22 protein-coding genes are annotated in these 25510 nt (G+C 46.6%); 9 read left to right on the top strand and 13 right to left on the bottom strand.

Going from position 1 to position 25510, the window contains the following annotated elements:
* Window position 1: 1 nt before the first annotated feature.
* The 4 genes from LFX17_RS10470 to hisF are packed head-to-tail and all read left to right on the top strand — an operon-like array spanning window position 2 to window position 3961.
* Window positions 2-1417: an undecaprenyl-phosphate glucose phosphotransferase gene (locus tag LFX17_RS10470; protein ID WP_238730199.1), complete on the top strand. Its 1416-nt coding sequence runs from the start codon at window positions 2-4 to the stop codon at window positions 1415-1417.
* 26 nt (window positions 1418-1443) lie between these two features.
* Complete coding sequence (gatC, locus tag LFX17_RS10465; protein ID WP_238730198.1) at window positions 1444-1734, top strand: Asp-tRNA(Asn)/Glu-tRNA(Gln) amidotransferase subunit GatC; 291 nt, start codon at window positions 1444-1446, stop codon at window positions 1732-1734.
* Window positions 1731-3194 carry an Asp-tRNA(Asn)/Glu-tRNA(Gln) amidotransferase subunit GatA gene (gene gatA, locus LFX17_RS10460; protein WP_238746541.1) on the top strand — a complete coding sequence of 488 codons (1464 nt, stop codon included), beginning with the start codon at window positions 1731-1733 and terminating at the stop codon, window positions 3192-3194. Before gatC ends, gatA begins: the two co-directional genes overlap by 4 nt.
* Window positions 3191-3961 (top strand): imidazole glycerol phosphate synthase subunit HisF, encoded by a 771-nt coding sequence (gene hisF / locus LFX17_RS10455; protein ID WP_218740206.1) that lies wholly within the window; start codon window positions 3191-3193, stop codon window positions 3959-3961. The genes gatA and hisF overlap by 4 nt, the downstream gene beginning before the upstream one ends.
* A 98-nt stretch (window positions 3962-4059) precedes the next feature.
* Here hisF and LFX17_RS10450 read toward each other — a convergent pair whose 3' ends face one another.
* The 6 genes from LFX17_RS10450 to folD all read right to left on the bottom strand — a co-directional run bounded on the left by LFX17_RS10450 (window position 4060) and on the right by folD (window position 10600).
* Window positions 4060-4899 (bottom strand): DUF1554 domain-containing protein, encoded by an 840-nt coding sequence (locus LFX17_RS10450; protein ID WP_238746539.1) that lies wholly within the window; start codon window positions 4897-4899, stop codon window positions 4060-4062.
* Window positions 4900-5115: 216 nt separating this feature from the next.
* Window positions 5116-6261, bottom strand: a complete 1146-nt coding sequence (locus tag LFX17_RS10445) for an esterase/lipase family protein (RefSeq protein WP_238747738.1) — start codon at window positions 6259-6261, stop codon at window positions 5116-5118.
* A gap of 348 nt (window positions 6262-6609) precedes the next feature.
* Complete coding sequence (rlmB, locus tag LFX17_RS10440) at window positions 6610-7368, bottom strand: 23S rRNA (guanosine(2251)-2'-O)-methyltransferase RlmB (RefSeq protein WP_118955823.1); 759 nt, start codon at window positions 7366-7368, stop codon at window positions 6610-6612.
* Window positions 7353-8768, bottom strand: coding sequence for a cysteine--tRNA ligase (cysS, locus tag LFX17_RS10435; protein ID WP_238746525.1), 1416 nt, complete (start codon window positions 8766-8768; stop codon window positions 7353-7355). The genes rlmB and cysS overlap by 16 nt, the downstream gene beginning before the upstream one ends.
* Window positions 8765-9730: an acetylxylan esterase gene (locus LFX17_RS10430; protein ID WP_118955821.1), complete on the bottom strand. Its 966-nt coding sequence runs from the start codon at window positions 9728-9730 to the stop codon at window positions 8765-8767. The genes cysS and LFX17_RS10430 overlap by 4 nt, the downstream gene beginning before the upstream one ends.
* Before the next feature lie 15 nt (window positions 9731-9745).
* A complete protein-coding gene (gene folD, locus LFX17_RS10425) occupies window positions 9746-10600 on the bottom strand; it encodes a bifunctional methylenetetrahydrofolate dehydrogenase/methenyltetrahydrofolate cyclohydrolase FolD (RefSeq protein ID WP_238746523.1) in 855 nt (284 codons plus the stop codon).
* Between the two features lie 81 nt (window positions 10601-10681).
* Here folD and asnS point away from each other — a divergent pair, with 81 nt between their 5' ends.
* The 3 genes from asnS (at window position 10682) to LFX17_RS10410 (ending at window position 13995) form a co-directional block, all read left to right on the top strand.
* Window positions 10682-11989 (top strand): asparagine--tRNA ligase, encoded by a 1308-nt coding sequence (gene asnS / locus LFX17_RS10420; protein WP_238746521.1) that lies wholly within the window; start codon window positions 10682-10684, stop codon window positions 11987-11989.
* Window positions 11990-12281: 292 nt separating this feature from the next.
* Window positions 12282-13073, top strand: coding sequence for a tetratricopeptide repeat protein (locus LFX17_RS10415; RefSeq protein WP_238730190.1), 792 nt, complete (start codon window positions 12282-12284; stop codon window positions 13071-13073).
* Between the two features lie 73 nt (window positions 13074-13146).
* Window positions 13147-13995 carry a DUF1176 domain-containing protein gene (locus LFX17_RS10410; RefSeq protein ID WP_238730189.1) on the top strand — a complete coding sequence of 283 codons (849 nt, stop codon included), beginning with the start codon at window positions 13147-13149 and terminating at the stop codon, window positions 13993-13995.
* Between the two features lie 204 nt (window positions 13996-14199).
* Here LFX17_RS10410 and LFX17_RS10405 read toward each other — a convergent pair whose 3' ends face one another.
* The 3 genes from LFX17_RS10405 to LFX17_RS10395 form a co-directional block, all read right to left on the bottom strand.
* Window positions 14200-15069 (bottom strand): hypothetical protein, encoded by an 870-nt coding sequence (locus tag LFX17_RS10405; protein ID WP_238730188.1) that lies wholly within the window; start codon window positions 15067-15069, stop codon window positions 14200-14202.
* 33 nt (window positions 15070-15102) lie between these two features.
* Window positions 15103-17079 (bottom strand): ATP-dependent DNA helicase, encoded by a 1977-nt coding sequence (locus LFX17_RS10400; RefSeq protein WP_238746519.1) that lies wholly within the window; start codon window positions 17077-17079, stop codon window positions 15103-15105.
* A gap of 121 nt (window positions 17080-17200) precedes the next feature.
* On the bottom strand, window positions 17201-18808 hold the full coding sequence (locus LFX17_RS10395; RefSeq protein WP_238746517.1) for a sodium-dependent transporter: 1608 nt from the start codon (window positions 18806-18808) through the stop codon (window positions 17201-17203).
* Between the two features lie 329 nt (window positions 18809-19137).
* Here LFX17_RS10395 and clpB point away from each other — a divergent pair, with 329 nt between their 5' ends.
* On the top strand, window positions 19138-21714 hold the full coding sequence (clpB, locus tag LFX17_RS10390) for an ATP-dependent chaperone ClpB (RefSeq protein ID WP_238746515.1): 2577 nt from the start codon (window positions 19138-19140) through the stop codon (window positions 21712-21714).
* Between the two features lie 130 nt (window positions 21715-21844).
* Here the strand turns inward: clpB and LFX17_RS10385 are convergent, their stop codons facing one another.
* The 4 genes from LFX17_RS10385 to LFX17_RS10370 all read right to left on the bottom strand — a co-directional run bounded on the left by LFX17_RS10385 (window position 21845) and on the right by LFX17_RS10370 (window position 25106).
* Window positions 21845-22252, bottom strand: coding sequence for a helix-turn-helix domain-containing protein (locus LFX17_RS10385; protein ID WP_118956062.1), 408 nt, complete (start codon window positions 22250-22252; stop codon window positions 21845-21847).
* 358 nt (window positions 22253-22610) lie between these two features.
* Entirely contained in the window at window positions 22611-24089 is a 1479-nt protein-coding gene (locus LFX17_RS10380) for an LIC12015 family putative lipoprotein (RefSeq protein ID WP_238746513.1), read from the bottom strand.
* Window positions 24090-24107: 18 nt separating this feature from the next.
* Window positions 24108-24461 carry a hypothetical protein gene (locus tag LFX17_RS10375; RefSeq protein WP_238730183.1) on the bottom strand — a complete coding sequence of 118 codons (354 nt, stop codon included), beginning with the start codon at window positions 24459-24461 and terminating at the stop codon, window positions 24108-24110.
* A gap of 3 nt (window positions 24462-24464) precedes the next feature.
* A complete protein-coding gene (locus tag LFX17_RS10370) occupies window positions 24465-25106 on the bottom strand; it encodes a hypothetical protein (protein ID WP_238747736.1) in 642 nt (213 codons plus the stop codon).
* A gap of 44 nt (window positions 25107-25150) precedes the next feature.
* On the opposite strand from LFX17_RS10370, the gene LFX17_RS10365 reads away from it, so the two are divergent.
* Window positions 25151-25507, top strand: coding sequence for an STAS domain-containing protein (locus tag LFX17_RS10365; protein WP_118955809.1), 357 nt, complete (start codon window positions 25151-25153; stop codon window positions 25505-25507).
* Window positions 25508-25510 lie beyond the last annotated feature (3 nt).

The following is a 25510-nucleotide window of genomic DNA, read 5'->3' as shown; positions in this document are numbered from 1 at the left end:
TATGTTGAAGGAAAGAAGCCAAACGTTCAAGCTGATCTTTACCGTATTAGATTTCGTGAATGCTCTTTTCAGCGGCGCGCTCGCGTTTTTGTTCCGGTTCTACTTTTTGGACGAACACGGACTGGATCGTCGATACGTGGACTTGGAAAGTTATATCTTTCTCTTCTTTTTATTGGCCTTCTTCCAGGTGATCGTGTTTATCGCGATCGATCTTTATCATCCTAGAAGAGGACTTTCGTTCGTCGACGAGTTTCTCACCATCGTCAGCGGAGTGTTTCTCAACCTCGTGCTCGTTCTGGCGGTGTTGTTCTTTTTTCGGGGAGATCTGGGGAGCGAACGTTTTTCACGTTATGTGATCCTTGCGTTCGCCACGATCAACACGTTGACGACGGGAGTTCTTCATTATTCGGCGAGAATTCTTCTTCAGAATCTCCGTAAACGGGGATATAATCTTAGAAGCGTTTTGGTCGTGGGAGTTTCCGAAACTTCCAAACGTTTCAACGACGCGGTCATCAAACACGGAATTTACGGTTATAAGATTTTAGGATTCGTTCAGACCAAAGGAGTCAAACCCGTTCGTAAGGACATGAAGGTGATCGGCAAGATCGAAAAGTTCGCGCAGGTTTTGGAAAAGGAAAGACCCGATCTCGTCGTTTATACGCTCGAACCTTCCGAGGGAGATTATCTGAAAGAGGTCCTCGACGCCTGCGATCACGAAGGAATCGATCTCAAGATCGTTCCCGGTTTTCAGGAATTCATCAAAGCCCGCGGAAGAGTGGAGGAGATGGAAGGTCTTCCCGTCATCTCGATCCGAAACATTCCGATCCGGCTCGGATACAACAAGTTCATCAAAAGAACGTTCGATCTCGCGTTTTCGATTTTATTCATTTTGTTTTTCTCTCCGTTCTATCTCATCATGGCCTTGCTCGTGAAACTGACTTCTTCCGGTCCCGTGTTTTACTATCAGGAACGCGTGGGTTTGGATAATAAGAAGTTCAACATGATCAAGTTTCGCACCATGGTGGTTCAGGCGAGGAGCCAATCCGAAACCACGTGGACGGTTCAGAACGACCCGAGGGTTACGAGCGTGGGGAGAATTCTCCGCAAACTTTCCTTGGACGAGACCCCTCAGTTCTTCAACGTGCTTTTCGGGGATATGTCCGTGGTCGGACCGAGACCGGAGCGTCCTCACTTTGTAGAGAAGTTCAAAAACGATCACAGACATTATATGAGAAGACACGCGGTTAAAGCGGGAATCACCGGACTCGCCCAGGTGAAAGGGCTACGCGGAGACACTTCGATCGACGATCGGATCGCCGCGGATATTTACTACATCGAAAATTGGTCTCTTTGGCTCGACCTCAAGATTATTCTACTGACTCCGTTTAAAGGAATCATGGACAAAAACGCCTACTAAAACACTCTGACCCTAAGGGGAGAATCATGAACCTGAACGAAGATTCTTTGCAGAAAATCGCGGACCTTTCCCGTTTGAAAATCCGTCCCGAGGAAAAACAATCCGCTCTTACGGATTTTAACAAGATCCTCGAATACGTCGACCAAGTCAAAGGCCTGGACGTAAGTTCGATCGGAGACGACGAAATTTATTTTCAGCACGAGAACGCGATCCGTCCAGACTTGATGGGAAAACATCTTTCCCGCGAAGAGATCGAAAAGTTCGCCCCGTCCTTTCAAAACGGATATTTCGTCGTTCCTAAGGTGATCGAAACATGAACGAAATATTAAAGAATTCTTATACGGATCTCAAAGCCTCCCTGAACTCGGGAAAAATCACCGCGACGGAACTCGCAAAAGCCTGCATCGATCGGATCAAAGAAGTGGACGGTTCCGTAAAGGCCTTTCTTTCCCTCGACGAAAAAAGAATTTTGGACGCCGCCGCGGAAAGCGACGCTCGTAGAAAAGCGGGAAAACCCCTTTCGGAATTCGACGGAATGCCGGTCGCGATCAAGGACAATATCTGTATTCAGGATACGATCACTTCTTGTTCCTCTAAAATATTAGAAAATTATAAATCACCGTTTCATGCGAACGCAGTGGAAAAACTTCTCGCGAAAGGATTCGTTCTGTTTCCAAGGACGAACATGGACGAGTTCGCGATGGGATCTTCCACGGAGAATTCGGCGTTTCAGACGACCCGCAATCCGTTCGACTTGGAAAGAATTCCCGGCGGTTCGAGCGGCGGTTCGGCTGCCGCAGTTGCGGCCTCCATGGTTCCGCTCGCATTGGGTTCGGACACGGGAGGATCGGTTCGTCAACCGGCTTCTCTTTGCGGTCTTTACGGACTCAAACCCACGTACGGAACCGTTTCGCGCTACGGGCTTGTCGCGTATGCATCCAGTCTGGATCAGATCGGACCTTTTTCTAAGGACGTGCAAGGTTGTATCGATTTGTATTCGGTGATTTCCGGAAAGGATGAAAGGGATTCGACTTCCATCAATCGTCCCGCGTTTTCCGCGAACGACGTTTCCGTTCCCGATCTGAAAGGATTGAAAGTCGGAGTCATCAAAATGACTCCCGAGATTCAACCGGAAGTCGCACAAGCTTACGAAAAACTTCTCTCTCAATTGAAGGAGAAGGGCGCGACGCTTGTGGAACTGGATTTTTCCAAATTCTCCTTTGCGATCCCGATCTATTATATCATCGCCACCGCGGAATGTTCTTCCAATCTTTCGCGTTTTGACGGGATTCGTTTCGGTTCCAGAAAGGACAATACCGGTAAGCTCGAAGATCTGTATGTCGATTCCAGAACGGAAGGCTTCGGACCCGAAGTGAAACGAAGAATTCTGCTCGGTACATTCTCCCTTTCCGCCGGATATTACGACGCGTATTACGGGACCGCGCAAAAGGCGAGAGTTCTGATCCGTAAAGAATACGAATCCTTCTTTCAGAAAGTGGATTTGATTCTGCAACCGACATCTCCTACGACCGCGTTTAAGGTCGGTGAAAAGACGAAGGATCCGGTGCAGATGTATAAGGCCGATATATGGACCACGAGCGTGAACCTTGCGGGAGTTCCCGCGATTAGCGTTCCAATGGGAACCGATGCGAAAGGGCTTCCGATCGGATTGCAGATCACCGCTCCTCATTTTCAGGAAGGAAAACTGTTCGGAGCCGCTCAAGCGATTTCTAAATTAGAAGGTCTGAATATTCAATTTCCGGAAAAGATCGGATGAGCAATTTAACGGCAAGAGTCATTCCCTGTCTGGACATCAAGGACGGACGAGTAGTCAAGGGAGTGAACTTTGTCAATCTCGTGGACGCGGGCGATCCTGTGGAATCAGCGGCGATCTACGAAGAAAATTTGGCGGACGAACTCTGCTTTTTGGACATTACCGCTTCCTCCGATCGAAGGGAAATCCTTCTGCATCTCGTGGAAAGAATTGCGGAAAAAATCTTCATTCCTTTTACGGTCGGCGGCGGAATTAGAACCGTCGCGGATGTGCGCGCCGTTTTGGAAAAAGGAGCCGATAAGGTTTCGATCAACACCGCCGCGTTTCAAAATCCCGAATTACTCCGAGAATCTTCCGAGATCTACGGATCGCAGTGCATCGTATGTGCGATCGACGTAAAGTTCCACAAAGAACGCGATCGTTACGAAATTTTCCTTCACGGCGGAAGAACAGAAACCGGAAGAGAGGCTCTTGATTGGGCTCAGGAAGCCGCAGCGAAAGGAGCGGGGGAAATTCTTCTGACCTCCATGGATCGGGACGGAACTCGAAACGGATTCGATATCAATCTTTTAAAAACGTTTTCTTCCGCTTTGGAAATTCCGATCATCGCTTCGGGAGGCGCCGGAAATCCGGAGCACATGGTGGAAGCGATTCTCCGCGGAAAAGCGGACGCCGTTCTTGCCGCTTCCATCTTTCACTTTGGAGAATATTCCATCCGCGAAACAAAAAGCGCAATGCAAGAAATGGGAATCGCCGTTCGGCTGGAATAAATCGATTCGCATTGTCCGCGGAATATCGGATTCAACTTTCAAACTTTTTCAAAAAACGCCGATCGGATTCTTTTAAATAATAATATATAAGAAAAATATTATATTCTTACGCAGAGAATCTTTTTGCGATCAGCGCAATTCCCGGTTATTTCGTTGAAGTTGGAATTCATGGAAAGTCCGATGTCGTCCCCGTCGGAGGAACGCCAGCCGTTGCACGTGCTTCCATTGCTGAATGTGGTTTCAAAGCCCGTCCAAAACACGGGCATTCCCGGAAGGATCTGAGCCGGAAGACTGGAACCGGAAGGAAGATTGAAAATTCCACCATTGTCTCCAACTCTGCTTTCAACTGCGGTCTGAAAGAAAAACTGCGAACGATTTACATCGTTACTGTGAAAGTAATATCGTTGATTTTTTGCAACAGGCCAATCGAAGCTGGCTGCGACCATATTCCCCGATTTTCGCTGCGGGGCGGCCATGGAAAACAATACCGCTTTGTATTCGGACGAACTTCCCGGTAGAAATTCGCTTTTCGAGGAGGCGCAAATCTGATCGGCTCCAGCGATTCCGCCGAGATTTCCCGTAAAATCGTTTCCCCCGTTATTCGCGAAAAAAAGACATTTGTCGATTTCGCGGATCACAAGTTTTAATCTCTGGATCGTTCTCTTTTGCGAGTTCTGAATCAGAATGGATCGTTCTTCCTCCTCGCAGTTATCATCGGCGTGAACGGCAATCGCAATTCGGATTTTGGACGAGCTCTCGTTGACTTGACTCGGAAAGGAAGCAAATGGAGTTGCCGCATCCTCCGAAATTAAATACAATGTTTCACCGGGATTTGAGAAAGTCACCTCGACTTCTAAATTTCTATTTTCCCCTTCGATTACTTCCAAACGAGTCGTTGGTACGGATTCGGCGAGAATCCTGCTGTTTTCTGAAATCATAAGATTGAAGAAAAGACCGTTTTGGGATGCGTCGAGCGAAAACGGCTTCGCTTCGGCACATCGGAATAGGAAAGATAAAGCGAACCATGGAAAGAGGTAAAAAAGCTTTTGGAATTTTTGGTATCTAAATTCGAATCCGGGCATAGATACGAATATAAAAGATTTCCCTCCGGATTTCCGGTTACTCTATAATTTGGATGCCAAAACCTTAAAAGATTACAACGCGTTGATGACGGTCATCACTTGGTTGAAAAACGTGTTTCTCGAAGTGTTATCCACGTGATTGCGGAAGGAAAGCTGCGCGTGGTCGAAATCTTTGGAAATCTGTTTTCCCGCAGCGATCTTGTTGGACATCTTTCCGCTCGTCGAGGTCACAATTCCGTCGCTTTTGTTCGCAAAGCTCGGACTTCCGTTCGAAAGAATATTGCAGGCGATGTTGTAAACCGCTTCGGAACCCGGATGTCCGTTGCAAACGCTCATTTCCCCGTAAAACGCGGTCACTCTTCCGTCCTTGGACGATTCCGCAAGTAACCGTTCGAGATACGCGTTTCGCGCTCCGCTGATCGCTTCGCTCGGAGAAGGAACTTGATACGAAGCTCCCAATGCGTTCGTATAAGCGAGATCCTTTCCTCCGTCCGTACCCGTCATAAATCCGATGAGTTCACCGATTGTGCCGAAGTTTCCTTGATAACTGGAAGAAGCGAAGGGAGAACCCATATAAGGAGTGCCTAACGTAACGATAAAATCGATCACGTCCTTCGTGTTGTTCGTATGATAAAGGGCAGAGCGACTCACCAATCCGCCCATAGAATGAGCGAGCAGAATCACCTTGTCTTCCGAAGTGAAGACCGTATTGAGTCGATCAATCAGTCTTTTACCGTTGCTTTCCACATAATCGGACGTGCGATACGTGAACGTATACAATTCGTAAGAGGATTGAACACCGGAAAGATTCTGCGAATACATTTCCAACGCGTCGTCCCAAGTGCTTCTAAGATTGCTCACCTTCGTAAACTTATCGGTCGGTGGGTTGAAGCTCTTTTCCTTAAAATCCCAGCCATGAATCAGAATGATTTTCGGTTTTCCTTCCTTGAGTTCGGGAGTTGCGACCGCGAACTGATCCGCTGTGATCTGTCCTTTGATGACGATCAAAGGAACGGGAACGAATTTATAAAGCTCATGATTGAATTCTCCCCAAAATGCGAGCGTGAGTCCTTCGAGGATCTCCTCGGCCATGCTTTTCTTTTTGGCGAGGTTCAGTTTCTCCTTCACCTTTTCCCAAGAGAGATTGGAACAAGAGGAAAGGATTGCGAAACAGAGAAAAAACGCGAGAAGTTTGAAACTGGATCTGTATGATTTCATCATATTCAAGTGAAAACGAAAAAGAAGAAATTGCAAGAGATAATTCGTAAAATCGGCGAGGGCCTTCGTATTGTAAGGCGATTGTAAACTGGGAAGCGAAAGACCGACGCTCAAAAGCGAAGCGCTGGGGAAAACGAGAGGTTTCACTGGAAAGCAGGGGAGTGAATGCGGCTGAAAGAGATTCGTTATTTAAGAAATTTGAATATCTTTGATACCTGTCTTCCGAGCGCGAAAGGTTTGTTTTCGTCCGATTTCGAAACGGAAAATGGTCTTCAAGTCGAGGGAATACCGTATTTCGAGAACGCAAATCGATCGGTGAGGATGCGACGAAGCATCGCTTTTGCGAAATTATTTTCGGTTTACGATTCGGTCGAGTACGACGCCCGTCGCAACCGTAACATTTAAGGAAGAAAGATTTCCGTGCATCGGAATCCGCAGAACGAAATCCGATTTTTCCATCAGGATTCGTTTGACTCCTTCTCCTTCGTTCCCCATCAAAATAGCGAGTTCTTGAAGATCGGGAAGTTTGGACCAATCCTCCGTGCCTCGATCGCTTGTGGAAACGATCCAATATCCGTTCTCTTTCAAAAGTTCGATCGTGTTCGCGAGATTCTTCACCGTAAAGATTTTAAGAAAAGATAATGCACCGGAGGAAACTTTTTCCACGACCGGAGTGATTCCGGCGGATTCGCGTTCGGGAAGAATGATATTCTTTACTCCGAAACATTCCGCCGTTCTTAAAATATTTCCGAGATTGCCCGGATCTTGGATTCGATCCAGAATCAGGAAGGCTCCTGGTTTTTCGGCTAAGAATTCTTCGAGATTCTTTTTATCCGCGGTCTGCCGCGCGGGAGCTTTGAGCGCGACGATTCCTTGATGATTTCTTCCCGGAACGAGAGAATCCAGTTTGTTTCCGGAAACCTTATGGACTTTTACGAACGAAGGAAGCCGGTTTATGATCTTCTCCGTGATTTCGGTTCCCGGATTTTCCTTAACGAACAGCTCGATAAAAGGAAACGAATGTTCGTTCCCTTGATTCGCCTCGGTAAGTTCGATGAGGGTTCTCTTACCGAAGATATATTCCGGTCTGGCTATTTTCGCCTCCAGCGGATTCCGTCTTTCGTATCCTCGATCAGAATTCCTTGCGCCAAAAGCTGATCGCGGATCGCGTCGGAACGCGCGAAGTCCTTGTTTTTTCTCGCGGTTTGTCTTTCTTCGATCAACGAATCGATTTCGGAATCGATTAGATCCGTTTTCGAAGAGAAATCGAGAACGCCGAAAATACGGTCATAATATGCAAAAAGTTGAATGTATTCGATTCTTTGGGAAGAATCCGTCTGGTTCGTATCCAAAAAAGAATTGATTTGGCGCACGGATTCGAATACGACCGCGAGCGCTTTGGAAACGTTCAGATCGTCTGCGAGTGATTCTTCGAATTCCTTTTTCCATCCCTGTGTTACCGGCAAAGCGAAAGCGTATGAATCGGAGACGATCGTACCTTTTTCCGAATCCAAAAGACGATCCACGCAGTTCTGGATTTTACGGATGTTTGCGGTCGCTTCCGCGATCCGGTCCGTGGAGAAGTTCAGCTTGGAACGATAGTGAGCCGAGATCAGAAGAAAACGGATCGCCTTCGGGTCCAGTCCTTGCCGGACAAGATCGCGTAACGTGTAAAAGTTCCCCTTGCTTTTGGACATCTTTTGTCCGTCCACGAGGAGGTGTTCGGAATGAAGCCAGGTTCCTACGAACGTTTCTCCGGGAAACGCTCCTTCCGATTGTGCGATTTCGTTTTCGTGATGCGGAAACAAAAGATCCACTCCGCCCGTATGAATGTCCACTCCGCTATGATATACCTTGCGGATCATTGCGGAACATTCCAAATGCCAGCCCGGTCTTCCGGTGCCGACTAACGTGTCCCAGGAAGCTTCTCCTTCGAGTTTAGGACTTTTCCAAAGAACGAAATCGCGCACGTCTTCTTTTTCGTATTCGTCCGTATCGTAACGGGTTCCGGTTTTCATACCGGTAACGTCGATCTTGCTCAGTTTTCCGTATCCGTTGAATTTCTGAATGGAGAAGTAAAGGCTATCGTCCTTCTCATAGACGAGACCCTTGGCCTGAAGCTTCTGGATGATGTCGATCATCTCCGGAATCGATTCGGTGGCTTTCGGATAGTGTTCGAGTGTTTCCACGGAAACCGTTTTTAAATCTTCGAAAAATGCCTGCGTCCAAGGAGCGGTGAATTCCTGAATGCTTTTTTTGGATGCGATGGAATCACGGATGATCTTGTCGTCTATGTCCGTGATGTTCATCGTCATTTCGACGCCGTATCCTAAAAGTTTGAGAGAGCGGCGCAAAACGTCCACAAACAAAAACGCTCTGAGATTTCCGATATGTGCGAAGTTGTAAACGGTAGGACCGCAGGAATACACTGTGACCCGTTTGGGATCGGCGGGGGAGAATTTTTCTTTTTTACCCGAGAGGGAATTGTGAAAATAGACTTCGATCATTCGGGAAAGAAAATTTCCCTCACGAATTCGAGGTTGGCTCCGTTCTGTTTATCGCCTTTCAGACCGGCTTCGTTTCCTTCGGTAGGGTAGACCTGCATTCTTTTGTCGTTGTTGAGATGATTGAAAAATGCGAATACCGATTTCGGGTGCGAGATTTTGTCGTCCATTCCCACCGAGACCAGCGTAGGAATCTTGATCTTCTTCGCAAAGTTTATACTATCATAATATGCTAAACTCTTTTTCATCGCGCTCTTTTTGGTCTTCGAACTGTTCAACTGAGCGTTGACTTCCTTCATCCAGCTTTTTTCGAGTTTGAGCTGGTTGTCGTCTATATGACAGAAGTTCGGAGTTTCTAAGATGAGTCCTTTGATCCGGTTCGTAAACGCGGCGCCGAACGCGGCGAGTGACGCTCCCATCGATTTTCCGGCGAGGATGATCTTGTCGCCGTCGATTCCGTCCGTGAGTCTTAAAAATTCCACGGCGCGGATCACGTCGAGATAGAGACCTTTCATAAAGAAGGCGTCTCTTCCGTCGAGACCTTTGGAAAAATAACCGGGCGTCCAATCCGGATCGGCGACTTCTCCCTCTTTGAGTTCGGGACGAACGAGTTGCGAACCGTGTCCTCTCAGATCAATGATGAGTTGTGCGACCCCGGTTTCGGTAAGTCCTTTGATGATTGCGGGTCTGTCTTTTCCGTAATCGTGAAAATAAACCACGACGGGAAGATCTCCCCGTTTTCGGGGAATGACGAGGGTTCCGTTCAAGGTCGCGTTTTGCCAAGACTGAAAGGAAATATCGTAGATCGTTTCCTTGATAATGGAACCTTTGAGAAGGGCCTTGGATTGTTTTTTAATCGGAAAGTTTTTTAAATCCCGGATCGCCTCGGCCCAAAATTCGTCGAGGTCGCTAGGGCTGTGAAGCTCCGGATAGGTTTGAAAACATTCGTCAAAACTGATCGCCATCTGGAAACATCGTTTTCACTTTACCGGTGGTGTAAAGTGTTCTTTTGCCGAATACAGCGTCTGTAGCAGAAGTACAGCGATCGTCATCGGACCCACGCCGCCCGGAACGGGAGTGTAATGGGAAGAATGGTCTTTCGCTTTTGAAATTTCGATATCGCCCACATTCCCCGGATTGTAACCCGCGTCCAAAAGAACCGCTCCTTTGGAAATCCAATCCGCCTTGATGAATTCCGGCTTTCCGACCGCGCCCACGATGATATCCGCCTTACGAACGATCTCCGGAAGATTTTGGGTTTTAGAATGACAAAGCGTAACCGTCGCGTTCATCTCGGTGAGAAGCATCGCCATCGGTTTGCCGAGAATCGGAGAACGACCGACCACGACCGCGTTCTTCCCGGCGACCTCGATTCCGTATTCCTTCAGTAAAAGAACCATACCGTACGGAGTGCAGGGAAGATAGGTTTCTACTCCCATCGATAGTTTTCCGAAAGAAAGAGTGGTGACCCCGTCCACATCCTTGTGAAGAGCGATCCGATCAAAGGCGGCTCTTTCGTCGATCTGAGGAGGAGAAGGATGTTGGAGTAAGATTCCGTCCACGCTATCGTCGGCGTTGAGTTTATCGATGACTGCGAGTAATTCTTCCGTTGTGGTTGCTTCCCCCAGACGGATCATCTCCGAACCCATTCCCACGGAATGACAGGCTTTGACCTTCATCGCAACGTAGGTTTCGGAAGCGGGGTTGTTTCCGACTAGGATCGTGGCGAGTTTTGGAATTCTAAGATTCTTCGCTTTTCGTTCTTCGATCTCGGAACGAATTCCATCCCTGATTTTTTCGGAGAGTTTTTTACCATCTAAGAGAACCGGATTCATACTTCTCAGGATTTCGGAACCGACTTCTCTGTCAGGTAAAAAATATCCTTTCCGAACCAACCGAAACCGTAAAATGGGTTCATGTCTGAAACACCGATCGTCAGTAATCATGAATTAGAAACATACGTGGATCGTACGGTAGTCGTCCAAGGTTGGGTTCACGGAATCCGGGGGAGCAACGCAAGACAGTTTATCTCTTTAAGAAACAGCGGAAGAATTCTCCAGGTGCTGGCCGAAAAAGAAATCCTCGGCGAAGAAGTCTTTCAAACCGTAAAACATCTCCGTCAGGAAACTTCCGTAGCGGTTACGGGCAAACTCGTGCGTAACGAAAAATCTCCGATCGGTTTCGAACTCGTGATGGATTCGATCCGTATCGTGGGAGAATCCGAAAATTATCCGATCACTCCGAAGGAACACGGGATCGATTTTTTGATTTCGCAACGCCATCTCTGGTTGCGTTCCTCCAAACAACTCGCGATCCTTCGCGTGAGAGACAATCTTTCGTTCGCGATCCGTAAATACTTTCATGAAAGACAATTTCTTTTGATCGATACTCCGATTCTCACCGGTTCTGTGGGAGAAAGCGCGGGCACTTTGTTTTCCACGGAATACTTCGATTTGGGGAACGCGTATCTTGCGCAGACCGGACAGTTGTATTTGGAAACGGCGATCTTCGCGCACAATAAAGTCTTTTGTTACGGACCTACGTTTCGCGCGGAGAAGAGTAAGACGCGCAGACACTTGACGGAATTTTGGATGGTGGAAGCGGAAGTGGCGTTTGCGGGCCACGCGGAGAACTTGAAGTTGCAGGAAGACTTCGTAAAGACGATCATCCAAGAGACCGTTCAAAATTCTTTGCAGGACCTAAAGGTATTGGAGCGGGATCCTGCGCCGCTGCTTGCGTATCTCGAAAAAGATTTTCCGGTGATCGATTATACGGAGGCGCTCGAAATTCTTCAGTCGAAAGGGGAAGACATCGTTTGGGGAGACGACATCAATTCCGAAAGAGAACAGATGCTCACGACCGAATTCGGCGGACCCGTTTTCATCCAAAAGTATCCGAGAGAAGCGAAGGCCTTTTACATGAAGGTGAATCCCGAAGATCCGAAAACGGTTTTGAACGCCGACTTAATCGCGCCGGACGGTGTGGGTGAAATCATCGGCGGATCGGAACGGGAAGAAAATTACGAAAACATCGTTCATCGTCTGCAGGAGGAAAAACTTCCCGTGGAATCCTATGATTGGTATCTGGATCTGCGAAAATACGGATCGGTTCCGCATTCGGGATTCGGACTCGGTTCGGAACGAATGATCGCCTGGATCTGCGGATTGCAGCACGTCCGGGAATGTATTCCGTTCCCGAGGATGATGGAACGACTTTATCCCTGAAACGCGATCCGTAGAGAGCGTTTCGCTGAGTTAACGCGATCTGTCAAGCGACCCGTAGGGAGCGAGACGCTGAGTTCAGAGAGCGACGCTTGAGTTAACGCGATCTGTCGAGCGACCCGTAGGGAGCGAGACGCTGAGTTCAGAGAGCGACGCTTGAGTTAACGGGATCTGTCGAGCGACCCGTAGGGAGCGAGATGCTGAGTTCAGAGAGCGACGCTTGAGTTAACGCGATTCACTTTTTTTTTAAGCTGAATTCTCCCCGCCCATCCGATAAGAAAAAGAGAGGTATCGTATGGGTCAGAATTTAGCAGTATCCAATCCGTCTTCCATTGAAGAATCCGCTTGGGAATTATTCGAAACGGGTTCTTACGAAGAAGTGATCGAGATCGCAAAGAATAATCCGAATCACGTTTTTTTAAATCATCTAAGTGGAATTGCTGGCTTTGAATCCGGTTCCGATCACGGAATCAATTATTTCTTAAAAGGTTCCTCGGTTCTTTCCCCTCTTTTGGAAGCCTACGTTTTGAAGGAAGCCGGAAAGTTTCGCGAAGCGGCGAAGAAGTTTTACGCCTATTTTAAAACGACATCGGTTCCCGTTTCCTACGCGATCTTACGCACCGGAATTTTAACGAGCGAAGACGCGGTCGATTTCAAAACCGTCCTCGAATTGATTTCTCTTTACAAAGCCCGGTTTTCAAACGATTACTTCTGCAAGGCGGAATTCTTTTCCAACTATCATCTCCGAAACTACAAGGAATCGATTCAAGTATTTGCGGAGAATGCGAAACGTCTTACCGAAGAAAGGGACGTGATGGGTGCGCTCGGACTCGCACTCGTTCATCTCGGAAAATTCGACGAAGCGAAATCCGTGCTCGAAAAAATTCCCGGTTACGAAGAACTTCCGAGTTTTGACGATAAGAAGAAGGAATTTTCCGAAAAGATCGCGAGCATTCCGAAGATGGAAGCGAAACGCAAAAGCCTCACGGTTCCAGAACGGATCGAATTGGGATTCGCGTATTTGTTTTCCGAAAACTTCAAAAAGGCGGAAGAAATCTTCAGCGAACTAGTCGCGGCGCACGGTTAAGAGCGGATTCGAAAATAAGATTCCATATAGAAACGTTTTTCTTTTTTGAATTTCACCGAAGGGGCCGAGTTTTATGAAACGAATTGGTTTTATACAAGCACGGTTCTTTTTTTTGATCCCGATCGTTTTCGGAATTTTAATCGTTCTTTTTTGGTTCGGCAAAGAATCGATCGAGGAGCGATCGGAAAAGAATTTCGTTTTTTCTTTTATCCGAGAACATCTGTCCTCCGAAACTCCTTTCATCAATAAAAACCCGAAAAGAACTTCCATACAATGGCCGAAAGATTGTGATTTTTACGCGCATCCTTCGGAGGAGAATTCTCGCGAAGAAAATTTTTCATACCCCGAAAACGAATGTGCGGAAGCCATGGAATCCTTAAAGGATCGTCTTCCAAAAGATTGTGATTACGATTCCATAGGATCGGGGACGGACGGAAAAATCGACTATCATGTATATGCGGAATTCTTAAAGTATTCTCCGATTCGTTTTTATTTTCTTTCCGACAGAAAGTTTTTGGGAGAATTGTTGTGCACTTCGTCCGCTTACAATCGTTATTACGTGTATTTTATCTACGAGGAAAGTGAGTTCCCCGCAAAAACGAAAGTTCTAAAGTTTAAGACGTTTCGTTTTGAGAAAAACGGTGAAATAGTCTCCAGAGAAAGTTTTGAAAGCGACCGTTTGATTCGTTTTTACAAACCGGAAACAAAGGACTTTGTGGCCTTTCACAAATACAGGGGGATGGGAGATTGTGGGGAATACTTTCGTTATACTCTTTCCGAATCGGATCGGCCGGTTTTACAAGAAATGCGGGCCAAGTTGGATTGCGACGGAACGGAAGCTTATTCCGCCGATAAAGTTCCGGTCTCTTGGACAAAATATGAGATTCCGTTCGATTTTTTACAATCTCTGAGGACGTTATAGGCGTTCTGCTGAGTTCGAAAAAACGATCGCCCTCGCCCGAAATGGGTGGCGGAGGCGGGCTTCGTGGGAAAATTTCGGCGTATTCCCAATATCAGAAAATCATACTATTTGCAAGAAGAATTCCTGAACTCGATCGTTGTAGGAACTCCTACATACCCGTCAAAAATCACTTGCAAATTTTGAAATCGCTCTGCTACCGGTCCCTCACTTGTCTTTCAGAATGATCACTTTACAATTCTTCAACGCCGCCTTGGTCTTCGGGGAAGCGAGCAGTTTTCTCGCATCTTCGCCCGCGATCACGGGATTGACGGGATAATGGCCTGTGACGCCTAACGCTGTAACGAAATACGGTTTGGTTCCTGCGATCGGAGAACGAAACGCCTCTTCGGGAGTTTTCATATAACTCACGTAACCGTTTCGCACGACGTTCTCTTTCGGAACGAAGTAGGGCGAATACAAACTGTTTCCTTCCTCGGAAAGAATCTCCGGAAACAGAGCAGTCTCGAGTTTCAAATGTCTCGCATCCACGATCAGAGACGTGAACTCGGCGTGGAGGGTGGGAGCAGGATATTCCGGAAAACTCTCGGTCTCATACGAAAGAAAAACGTAATTTAGAATCCCGCGTTTTCCTTTGAACCGAATGACTCCCTTTGCTACCGTTTGATTTTCGACAAAGTTAACCGTCGTAAAGATCGGTTCGATTTCGTAGATTTGATTGAAGACCTCTCGAAACATAGAGTCTTCTTTGATCTTTTCGCGTAGAGTGAATTCGGCGTCCAATTTGATCGTGTCGATCTTGCGGAAAAGAAATTTCTTGAGTTCCTCTTCGGCTTGTAGAGAAGCTTTCTTTCTCGCCTCGGTGAGATTTCTCGCCGTATTCTCCTTGCCCCAATCCGAATCTTCGACGGAGTAGGTCAACTTCGGAAGTTTAAAGGAAAGAATTTTCTGAATCTCGCCCTTCTTCCAATCGGTGACCGTGTCCGTAAAGTCCCTGCTTTCAAAGGAGAAGGAGGTATGAATCGGAAGGATTAAGGGAAGAAGGATCGGAATAAAACGGGTTAAAAAATTCTTCATCTGCCTACTCAAAAATAGAAAAGCGTCTTCTATCTATTTCGGCAGATTGGCGAATTCTCTGCTTAAATCTTCCCGATTCTGAACGAGTTTCGCGGGAGGAAGGGATTTCAAAAGATCCTTTCCATAGGTTTTTGTGAACATTCTCGGATCCAAAATCGAAACGATTCCCGTATCGGTTCCGGAACGGATCAAACGGCCGAATCCTTGTTTCAAAACGGTGCAGGCATACGGAAGCTGCAGCTCGACGAACGGATTTCCGCCGGATTCCTTCAGCTTTTCGCTTTTGGTTTCGAGAACGGGATCGTTCGGAACCTGGAACGGAAGTTTAGCGATGACCACTGATCGGAGTTTGTCCCCCCGAATGTCGATTCCTTGCCAAAAGGTCGAAACTCCGAAAAGCACACTGTTCGGAGTTTCCAGATACATTTGTTTAGCCCCGTCCGGTCCGAGATCGGATTGAGAGAATAAGGGAAGATTCGTGTGCGGACGAATCGCCTCATACACTACCTTCAAGGATTTAAAGGAAGTGAAAAGAACGAACGTATTCCCTTGCGTCAACTCGATGAGCCAAAGAATTTGTTTGGCAAGGTCGGCGTGATACCCGTCCGGATCTCCGACGGGATCGCGGATTTCTCTCGGAACATACAAAAGTGCGTTTTTCTGATACGGAAAGGGAGAAGGAACCGTAATGTTCGCAGTGGGAAGATCCCCGATCTTCTTTTTGAAATATTTAAAATCGTTTCCGCTCGTGGAAAGCGTCGCCGACGTAAAAACGACCGATTGCATGCGGGAAGCGAACAAGTCCCGGATGATTTCGTCCGGACTCAAGGGTTCCATGCAAATTTTATAATAGATTTCCTTCGTGTTTTGATCGGGAGGTTCGATCCAATACACGAGGCTTGTATCGTCGAGGAGACGGAACGTTTCCAAACCGACCGCGATCTCTTCCATTCTACCGGCTAACATCTCTAAGACGAGAGCGGATTCCTTTTCGGTGACGTCGTCGCTGTCTTTGGAAAGTTTGGAAAGATGTTTCTGAAGAATTTCCGTAATCTCCGCGAGCACTGCGGCAAACGCGCCCCGGTCCAAACGAAGCGGACGTTTGATTCTCTGCGGGTTATAGAAGTTTAAAGGAACCTCTCCCGAAAGCGCGTTAAAGAAAGAAGTCAGGGCCTCACCGGCTTTCGCGACAAGATCCTTAAGCGCCGTCGAAGAAATAGAAACCGCGATCCCCGTGTTCTTATTCGGAAGCCATATCTGTTGAAGAAGTTTTTGAATTTCCTGAGAACGGATTTCCTGACGAAAAGAGGAACCGATAATGTCCGGAAAGTTATGCGCTTCGTCCAAAATCACCCTGCTGAATTCGGGAAGAATGTTGAAGTCGCTTGCGATATGCGCCGCGAGAAGGTGATGGTTGACGATCAGGATATTGCTTCGTTTCCACTTTTCCCGTTCCAAAAAATAATACGAATGGGAAAAGTTCGGACAGTTTCTTCCAAGACAGTTGTCCGCTTCTCGAGTGATCTTATTCCAAAAATCGTATGAAGCCGTTCCGGTAAATTCCTGTTTTCTTCCGGACTCGGTCGTTCGGATCCATTCGTTGAAAGCGCCTATATGAGGAATCATCTCGGGTCCGAACGTTCCGTCTCGAAGAACGTGATTCATCTTTCGTTTGCAGACGTAGTTGGAAGCTCCCATAGCGACTTCGGCTCGGAGATCGGTCCCCAAGATTCGGGAAACCATCGGAATGTCCTTTAACAAAAGCTGCTGTTGCAGGGATTTCGTTTCCGTAGAAATGACGACGGGCTCCTCGCGTTCGATCGACGCGAGCGCGGCAGGAATCAAATAGGCCAAGGATTTTCCGACCCCGGTTCCCGCTTCCGCGATGAGATGGGTTCCGTTGAACAGGGATTCCTCGATTTTTTGAGAGAGTTGAATCTGCCCCTTTCTGGGTTCGAAATCGTCCCAGATTGCGGAAAGTTTATCAAAGTATGGCGTAGAACGGTTCAATGGTTTCGAGTTTTAAAAAGTTTGAATATGCAAAAAGCGGAAAGCGCCGTCACCAAAAACAGGGAAAGGACCATAATCGACATCCCCTGGCAATTTAGACCCTCCGTTTGCGCTAAGAACATCATTGCGTTTGTCCTCTCTTTTCTTTATATACCAACGCGTAGTGTACGAGAAGCACGATCAGACTGAAAACGATCAATATTCCGAAAAAAACGGATTTCGATATCAAGGCTCGCAACTTTACTGCTTCGGTCATTTCTTGCGTGAAACTTTGTCCTTTTGCAATTCCTTGCGCGATGATCGTATCCGCATTCATTCTGTCGAAATGGCCTGGCAGGTTTTGGAAGAGAAATGCTATAAAGATCACGAGCAAAAACGCGGGAGTTACGTATTGGATCACGAACCAGAAAAATTTCGGAAGTTCGAGATGAGATCCTTCATTTCCGTCTTCCAGACCTTTTTTAGCTCCGACTTTCCAACCGAAGATAAAGATCTGAATGCTCGCCAAGATAAAGATTAGAATCGTGCCGATCCAAAAGTCGGCGAGTTCCAACGCTTGGAAGTTTTCGTTGAAATACAAGATCGGAAAACAAAGACTTCCGGTGAATAAGAATAGAATCAAAGTGGAAGTATGTCTGCGTATACCGAAGGATTCTTCCAAAAAGATGATTCCGGGTTGGAGCATCGTGACGGAGGACGTGATCGCAGCGAGAAAAAGAACGAAGAACCATATCGCTCCGAAAAATTCTCCGCCGGGCATAAGAGAAAATACGGAAGGAAGCGCGATAAAACCCATACCGAACATCCCGAATTGAGCGATCGATCCGCCTAAAAAAAGATAGGCGACCGGAATCGTAACCATCCCTCCGATTGCGACTTCCACGAATTCGTTTAACGATGCGGCCGACAAAGAGGAAAGCACCACGTCGTTGTCCCGCTTTAGATAACTCGAAAATACGAGAGCGATTCCGAAACCGGCGGAAAGGGTGAAGAAGATCTGGCCCGCTGCGGCGATCCAGACTTCCGATTTCAAGAGAGCGGACCAATCCGGGTTCCACATCCTTCCCAAACCGAGGTCGATATCGTCTAACGTTAGAACTCGAACTAAAATCACCGCGGAACAAACGAGCATAAGCGGAACCGCGATTTTGGCGAATGTTTCGATTCCTTTGGATATACCGCGGTAGACGAGGGCGAAGTTCAATACGAAGCAGGTTATCGTTGCGTAAAAAATTTTACCTGAAATCGCGTTTCCGTTCGCACGCGCTCCCGTGATATCCAGATAATAATTTCCCGCGGCTTGAATGATTTCGGCTTGAGGAACGTTTCCGCTTGCGTTGAATCGGATTTGTCCCGTTAAAAAATCGAAGGAGTAGGCGAGACACCAAGCCTCAATAAAAACGTAATATACGTAGATGAGAATCGGAACGGTTACGCCGATGGCTCCGACGATTCGAAGTGGAAAGCCGGAGAGGAAACTTTTGAAAAGGAAAGGCGCACTGTGACCGGTGCGGCCTCCCATTCTCCCCATAATCCATTCTGTGATACAGACAGGGATTCCGACCAAAATGAAGCTGATGATGTAGGGGACCATAAAGGCCCCTCCGCCGTTTGCTACGGCTTGTCCGGGGAATCGAATAAAGTTACCGAGACCGATTGCTCCGCTTGCCACGGTGAGAATCAATCCGGTTCTGGATTTCCAGCTTTCTTTGGGGGGTTCCTTGCTCATACTGTCGGTTCTTGCAAAACGTACGCCAAACTCCTCGCTGTCAAAAGAAAAGCGGAACGATCCGCAAAAAACGGGACATAAAATGTAGGAACTCCACCGTTTTTCGAATTCGCAAACAGGATGAAGAAGGAAGTAGGAGTTCCCACAGCGATTCAAGTCTTGAAAGCTCGTCCTGTACAGGACTGCTGGAGTTCCTACAGTTCAAGATCAGCTTGAGGAGCAAGAAAACTTTGACAAATGTCAATATGGCAGAAAAAAGAAGATTTTTTGACCGGACGAACGTCTAATTTCTAAATTGGATCGAAATCTTAGAAACGGAAAAGCATCGTATGAAACTCGATAAACTAACGGCAAAACTAAACGAAGCGCTTCACAACGCGCAATCCCTGGCCGAAACGTCGGGGAACCCGGAGATCTCCGAGGAACATATCGTTCGGGAAGTCCTGGATCAATCCGACGGACTTGCTCCTCTATTGCTGGCAAAACTCAATCTGAATGCGAAACCCTTTTTGGGAAGGACCGAAGAAGCACTGGGCAAACTTCCAAAAGTCGCGGGCTCTTCCGCGGAAGTCGGCTTTTCCCGGTCCGCGGTCGCGCTATTGAAGGCTGCGGATGAAATCAGAAAGGAACTCAAGGACGAATATTTATCCACGGATCATATTCTTCTCGGGTTGATGAAAAGCGGAACGGGTCCTCTCAAACAGGAATTCAACCGCTTAGGATTAGAATATTCTAAATTACTAAAAACTACTTTGGAAAATCGGAAAGGAAAAACGATTATGGATGATTCACCGGAAGGAAAAACGGACGCGCTCGCGAAATATGCGAAGAACTTAAACGAACTCGCAAAACAGGGAAAACTCGATCCGGTCATCGGAAGAGACGAGGAAATCCGCAGAACGATTCAGGTTCTTTCTAGAAGAACTAAAAACAATCCGGTTCTTATCGGAGAACCCGGCGTGGGTAAAACCGCGATCGTAGAAGGGTTGGCCAATAAAATCGTTCAAGGAGAAGTCCCAGAAGGAATCAAAAATAAAACCTTGTATACGCTGGATCTCGGTTCTATGATCGCCGGGGCAAAATACAGAGGAGAATTTGAAGACCGATTGAAGGCCCTTCTCGACGAGGTAAAATCCAGCGACGGAGAGGTTATTCTTTTCATCGACGAAATTCATACTCTCGTAGGCGCGGGAGCCACCGAAGGTGCATTAGACGCTTCTAATATGCTTAAGCCTATGCTTGCCCGGGGAGAACTCCGTTGTATCGGTGCGACAACTCTTAAGGAATATCAGAAATACATCGAAAAGGACGCAGCCCTCGAACGAAGATTCCAACCCGTGTATGTCAAAGAACCTTCGGTCGAGGAAACGGTTACGATTCTTAGAGGACTCAAAGGTCGTTACGAACTGCATCATGGAATTCGAATATTGGATTCGGCATTGATCGCGGCTGCAACTCTATCGAACCGTTATATCGCGGATCGTTTTCTTCCCGATAAAGCGGTGGATTTGATCGACGAAGCATCTTCCAAGATGAGAATCGAGATCGACTCCATGCCGGAAGAATTGGATCGCTCGAACAAACGAATTCAATCTTTGAAGATCGAACGGGAAGCCTTGAAAAAGGAACAGGATCCCGCGTCCAAAGAAAGATTGAAGACCTTGGAAAAGGATCTTGCAGAACAGGAACAAACCTTTCAGACATTGAAAGCGAGATGGGACTTGGAAAAATCGAAAATCTCCCGTTTGAAACAAATCAAGGAAGAAATCGAGAAATATAAGAATCTCGAAGCCGAAGCGGAACGGAGAGGGGAAATCAATCGAGTAGCGGAAATTCGATACGGAAAACTCGTCGATCTGCAAAAGGAAATGGAAGCCGCCAACGAAGAGTTGAAAAAGCAGGAAGGAACATCGCGGCTTTTAAAGGAAGAAGTCTCCGAAGAAGACATCGCGAATATAGTCTCTCGTTGGACCGGAATCCCGGTTTCCAAAATGTTGCAAGGAGAACGGGCCAAACTTCTTCTGATGGAAGACGCGTTGAAAACCAAAGTGATCGGACAGGATCACGCTTTGCGCCTCGTGTCCGAGGCGGTTCAAAGATCCCGCGCAGGAATTGCGGACCCGAACCGACCGATTGGAACCTTCTTGTTTTTGGGACCGACCGGAGTGGGGAAAACGGAAACGGCAAAGGCACTCGCCGAATTTCTGTTCGACGACGTGAACGCGATGCATCGGATCGATATGAGCGAATACATGGAAGCGCATTCCGTTGCGAGATTGATCGGAGCCCCTCCGGGTTACGTCGGTTACGACGAAGGCGGACAACTGACCGAAGCAGTTCGGAGAAGACCGTATTCTTTGATTCTTTTCGACGAAATCGAAAAGGCGAATCCGGACGTATTCAATATCTTTCTGCAGATTTTGGATGAAGGAAGGTTGACCGACGGTAAGGGAAGGAACGTGGACTTTAAGAACACTGTGATCATTCTTACTTCCAATATCGGATCGGATATCCTAGGATCCTCCGAATACAATTCGGAGGAAAAGGAACGATTGGTAGAGCAGCGCTTGAAACAACACTTCAAACCGGAGTTTTTAAATCGGATCGACGAGGTGATTTTGTTTCATTCGATCACGGATTCGGTGATTCACGAAATTGCGGATATCCAGCTCGAAACGCTGCGTCAGAAAGCGAAGGAGAACGGATTGAACGTAACGTTTACGAACGGACTCAAGGATTACGTTGCCAGAGCCGGTTTCGACGCGGAATACGGTGCAAGACCACTCAAACGTTTGATACAAAGAGAAGTGGGGAACGCCCTGAGCAGAACCATCTTAAACGGAAAATTTTCGGAAGGTCAAAACGTAACCGTGGATTACAAACAAGGAAAGGTGACCGTCGTTTAACAAACGACGGCTCCGTCTACGGATTGTGCGAGTAGGGTAAAGAATACTAATCGTCGTTGGCCGCTTGCGCTCCGTACACAAAAAAGGGAAGCTCGGCGCTTCCCTTTCTCTTTAGGAATTTAACCCTTTTTTAATATTCGACTTTTTGAAGGAAAAGTTCTTCTTTTTTCATCTTTAATGCTTTGGACGCCAGTGTTTTAAAATCTTCGGGCGGCTCCAAAAGTCCGAGTTCCACTTTCGAAAGAAAGGGAGTGGATACCTTCAGTTTTTTTGCCATATCGTATTGTTTGATTCCCAACTCTCTGCGTTTTGCCCAGAGTCTGTTGGTAAGGCCTTCCGTAAATTCAGGATAAACATCCTCTACGGCCTGCTCGTTAAACAATTTTTCAAGAGTGGTTTTCAAATATTTTGCACAGGCTTGTTTGAACTTTTCTGTAGGGTCCTGGCTTCCCGTTTCGATCTTCGAAAGATAGCTTGGAGAAACTCCGAGCGCTCTCGCCATATCGTATTGTTTAATGCTTCGTTTTTTACGCAGCATGTAAATGTGGTTTTTCATTCAATTCCCCTCTCATCAACCAGGGTATTTTGAATAAGCGGAAATTCAAGAAAAAATTTCCAACACCCCCTCGATACAAAATTAGGATGTTATGATTAACTAATCCGAAAGGGTTATTGTCGATAAGTCGAACAATAAGCGTAAGTAGTTACTGAAGAAATTGCATTTGGAAATAAATTCTTTCGAATTTGAGAGAAAGAACGAGCAAAAAGCGATTGGTATTTAATGTTTTTTGAATGTATTTCGGAAGGTTTCCCCTAACTACGGTTAGTTTTTCCGAGAAAACGTCGAAAATAGAAAAGAAAAACCCCGGCATTGATCAAATGCCGAGGTTCGATATTTAGATTTGTCCCGCTTTTAAACTTTCGGAAGCGATTTTGAATTCGTTTTCCGACTTCAGTTTTGACAAATAGTCTTGAAAAATGGACTGTTTTCTGGACTCGACTAGCTCTTGTTTGATTCTTTCCCTAACTTTGCCGAAATCCTCCGGAACTCTCTCGTTCGGATTGGAGGGGGACGGTTTGGAATACGCGTAGAGTTTGCCCGCTTCGTAGGTGTCTCTGATCTCTTTTTCGGTCACGTTCACTTCGCCGTCGGTCGAACGATTTCGAATTAACATGAACAGAACCGATCTTCCGAGAAGAGGAAGAGTCTTTTTGAATTCCTTCGTATCCTTTAGGGTCTGCACTTCTTTGGATTCGGCGGAGATTCGGATCGGAAGATAAATCTGAGTATAGAAAGAAAGTTGATCGTTCTTTTCTTCTTCCGGAGTCGCTTTGCGTTTTTGAAGAATTGGAGCGATCTTGTTGAATTCAACCAATAGATCTTTGAACGCGAATTTGGCGCCCGCTTTGTCCTCGAAAAGAATCGTGTCCGGTTTCAGGGATTGAATGAACTCGGGAGTCAGATCGGTGATTTTCAATCCGCTCTTTTCTCTCAGTGCGTCCATTTCCTTTTTCCAGGATTCTTTTAGGAAACGGTTTCCGTAGTGTTCCGCGGTTTGATTCGCTCTTTCATTCACGACCAAGTCGGAATAAAATTTGGCCGCGTTCTTTTCGTCTTCGGTGATTCCTTCTTTGGAAACGAATTTAACCGCGAGAGTTTTCAGTTTATCCAATTCGTTTTGGAAGAATTTATCGATCTTCTTAGGATAGATTCTTTCGATTCTTTCCACTCTGAGAATATAATAATTTCCTTGTGCTTCCTTGAGGATGAAATTTCCTTTTTGATCCGCAGCTTCCTTTAAGATCGCCGTAAAAGGATCGTCTCCGCAGTTGATACAATGCGGCTCGAGTCTTCCTCCGATCGCTTTTCTTTGCGCTTCATCCGTGTTTTTGGAAATGAATTCGGCGACTTCTTTGTCGGATTTGATTCCTTGAATTTGCTGAAGGAGGCCGTTCGCTTTTGCCGCCGCATCCGGAGTCGCCTTTACGAACAGAATTCTTCCGAACGCGAATTGAAGCATTCCGGAATTCATCAGTTTTTCGGAGAATTGTTTTCTATAATCGTTGAACAGAACCTGAGGTTCTACGAACGCCATGATTCTCGCGTATTCGTCTTTCGTAACGATATTCGAATTGTTGTTGTTCGCTTCGGCGATTTTTTGAATTCCGAGTTCTTCCACGATTTTGGCCTGAGTCGCGATCGAAGCGTTATTCGCATCGGGTTCGACTCCGCGGAGTTTGTAATACGCCCTGAGTTCCTCGCGGGTAACGGTTCCCGATTTGAAAGAAGCGAGAACGTCCGAATCTCTGCTGCAGCCGATCGCAAACAGTACGAGTAGGGAAAGAATGGTTAGAGATAGAGTCTTTTGTTTCATGGAAGTTGTCTTTGAATCTTAATATTTGTGAATTGTTTTACGGGTTGTCTGAGGTTTGGGATCCGGGATTTCGACGGAGATTTCCCGAGTCAGATTTTTTTCGCGGGAACTGTATAGATTTTTCATCTCGACAGGCGAAGATTTTCCGGAATTTTTCAAGAGTCCCGTCTTACCGGGTTCTTCTTTGATTTTTAGGGAAAGAATCTCGGCCTTTCCAGCTTCCAGGTTTTCCATTTCTTTTTGAATGGAATCCTTTAGAATTCCGGAATAATCCCGATCCGAGGAAATTCTTTCCTGGATTTTGCCCAGTTCGAGTATATCTCGGTCCACTTCTTCAATCTTACGAAAAAGATGGGCTACCTTTACCTTCATCCTTCAATTCCCAACGTTGATCTTTTTCGATTCTACGTCGGTTTGCAAGAATGAAAATAAATGAAAGTAGGAAAAATTCAGAATTCCCTGGAAAGGATGAACGAATAGTGCGCAGAGAACGAAAAACAGGAAGAACAGAGTTCTGAGACCGTTTTCGCCGGAACGAAAATGCAAAAACCCTAAAGCGCAGGTTAAAAGTCCCGCTTTGAGAAGATAGAGAACGCCGATTCCATCCCAAAAATCGAAGGTCCATTGATACCAGATTCGAAATCCGGCGATCAGAAAGAATAAAAGGAGAATTCCTTCCCGAAACAACATCGGGTCCTTGAGGAATCCTTCGGCGAAACGCGGCTTTCGTTCGGAAACTTCCGGTCTAAACGCTACGTCCCGTTTGAGAGCGAGAATTCCACAGCAGTGGATGCAGATCAGATCCAAAAGATCCCCCGGCGTGGAGCCGTCTAATCCGCCGATGGCGAGAAAAAGCACGGTAAGAATGGAAAGAGGCAGTTCAAGCTCCGATGTTTCGGAGTCGGTTGCTTTTTTACGGAAGAATAAGACGGAAAGACTTAAAACGACCGCCCCCGGAGATAGAAAGGAATAGGACCTTAAAATCAAAAATAGAACGGATAAGAAAAGAAAAACCATTTGTCTTACGGATGAAACGCTCATAGACTGTCTTTCCAAGCAGTATGATTCTGAACGAAATCATCATTTCTACGGAAAAAATAGACAACGTTCAAGTTATGAAGCTTCAGGGTTCGATCAACTCATTTACCGAAAAAAAATTCAGAGAACAGCTTTCTTTGTCGATTCGTTCCGGTCCGGTGATTCTGGATTTGGAAGAGGTAAGTTTGATCTCTTCGCGCGGGATTCAGTCTCTGAAGGAGATGAATCAGCTCAGCTTCACTTCGCGTAACAAATTGGTCTTGATCCATCCTACCGATTCGGTTAAGAATGCGATCAAGATGGCGGCGCTCAACGGACTTTTTTTAATCGCTCCGGACGAAGAGTCCGCTTTGAAAATGACGATGAAAAATAATAGGTAGGCA

Origin of the sequence: Leptospira sanjuanensis (assembly GCF_022267375.1) — a bacterium.
Classification (GTDB): Bacteria; Spirochaetota; Leptospiria; order Leptospirales; family Leptospiraceae; genus Leptospira; species Leptospira sanjuanensis.
This window is presented reverse-complemented; position numbering and strand designations above follow the sequence as displayed.

Coding starts and splice junctions, on each gene's coding strand:
- LFX17_RS10365 (WP_118955809.1), top strand. CDS start 25,151: ATGATTCTGAACGAAATCATCATTTCTACGGAAAAAATAGACAACGTT.
- LFX17_RS10415 (WP_238730190.1), top strand. CDS start 12,282: ATGGGTCAGAATTTAGCAGTATCCAATCCGTCTTCCATTGAAGAATCC.
- LFX17_RS10395 (WP_238746517.1), bottom strand. CDS start 18,808: ATGAGCAAGGAACCCCCCAAAGAAAGCTGGAAATCCAGAACCGGATTG.
- LFX17_RS10410 (WP_238730189.1), top strand. CDS start 13,147: ATGAAACGAATTGGTTTTATACAAGCACGGTTCTTTTTTTTGATCCCG.
- LFX17_RS10385 (WP_118956062.1), bottom strand. CDS start 22,252: ATGCTGCGTAAAAAACGAAGCATTAAACAATACGATATGGCGAGAGCG.
- gatA (WP_238746541.1), top strand. CDS start 1,731: ATGAACGAAATATTAAAGAATTCTTATACGGATCTCAAAGCCTCCCTG.
- LFX17_RS10470 (WP_238730199.1), top strand. CDS start 2: ATGTTGAAGGAAAGAAGCCAAACGTTCAAGCTGATCTTTACCGTATTA.
- LFX17_RS10405 (WP_238730188.1), bottom strand. CDS start 15,069: ATGAAGAATTTTTTAACCCGTTTTATTCCGATCCTTCTTCCCTTAATC.
- LFX17_RS10375 (WP_238730183.1), bottom strand. CDS start 24,461: ATGAAGGTAAAGGTAGCCCATCTTTTTCGTAAGATTGAAGAAGTGGAC.
- gatC (WP_238730198.1), top strand. CDS start 1,444: ATGAACCTGAACGAAGATTCTTTGCAGAAAATCGCGGACCTTTCCCGT.
- LFX17_RS10370 (WP_238747736.1), bottom strand. CDS start 25,106: ATGGTTTTTCTTTTCTTATCCGTTCTATTTTTGATTTTAAGGTCCTAT.
- LFX17_RS10450 (WP_238746539.1), bottom strand. CDS start 4,899: ATGATTTCAGAAAACAGCAGGATTCTCGCCGAATCCGTACCAACGACT.
- asnS (WP_238746521.1), top strand. CDS start 10,682: ATGTCTGAAACACCGATCGTCAGTAATCATGAATTAGAAACATACGTG.
- folD (WP_238746523.1), bottom strand. CDS start 10,600: ATGAATCCGGTTCTCTTAGATGGTAAAAAACTCTCCGAAAAAATCAGG.
- cysS (WP_238746525.1), bottom strand. CDS start 8,768: ATGATCGAAGTCTATTTTCACAATTCCCTCTCGGGTAAAAAAGAAAAA.
- LFX17_RS10430 (WP_118955821.1), bottom strand. CDS start 9,730: ATGGCGATCAGTTTTGACGAATGTTTTCAAACCTATCCGGAGCTTCAC.
- LFX17_RS10380 (WP_238746513.1), bottom strand. CDS start 24,089: ATGAAACAAAAGACTCTATCTCTAACCATTCTTTCCCTACTCGTACTG.
- hisF (WP_218740206.1), top strand. CDS start 3,191: ATGAGCAATTTAACGGCAAGAGTCATTCCCTGTCTGGACATCAAGGAC.
- LFX17_RS10445 (WP_238747738.1), bottom strand. CDS start 6,261: ATGAAATCATACAGATCCAGTTTCAAACTTCTCGCGTTTTTTCTCTGT.
- clpB (WP_238746515.1), top strand. CDS start 19,138: ATGAAACTCGATAAACTAACGGCAAAACTAAACGAAGCGCTTCACAAC.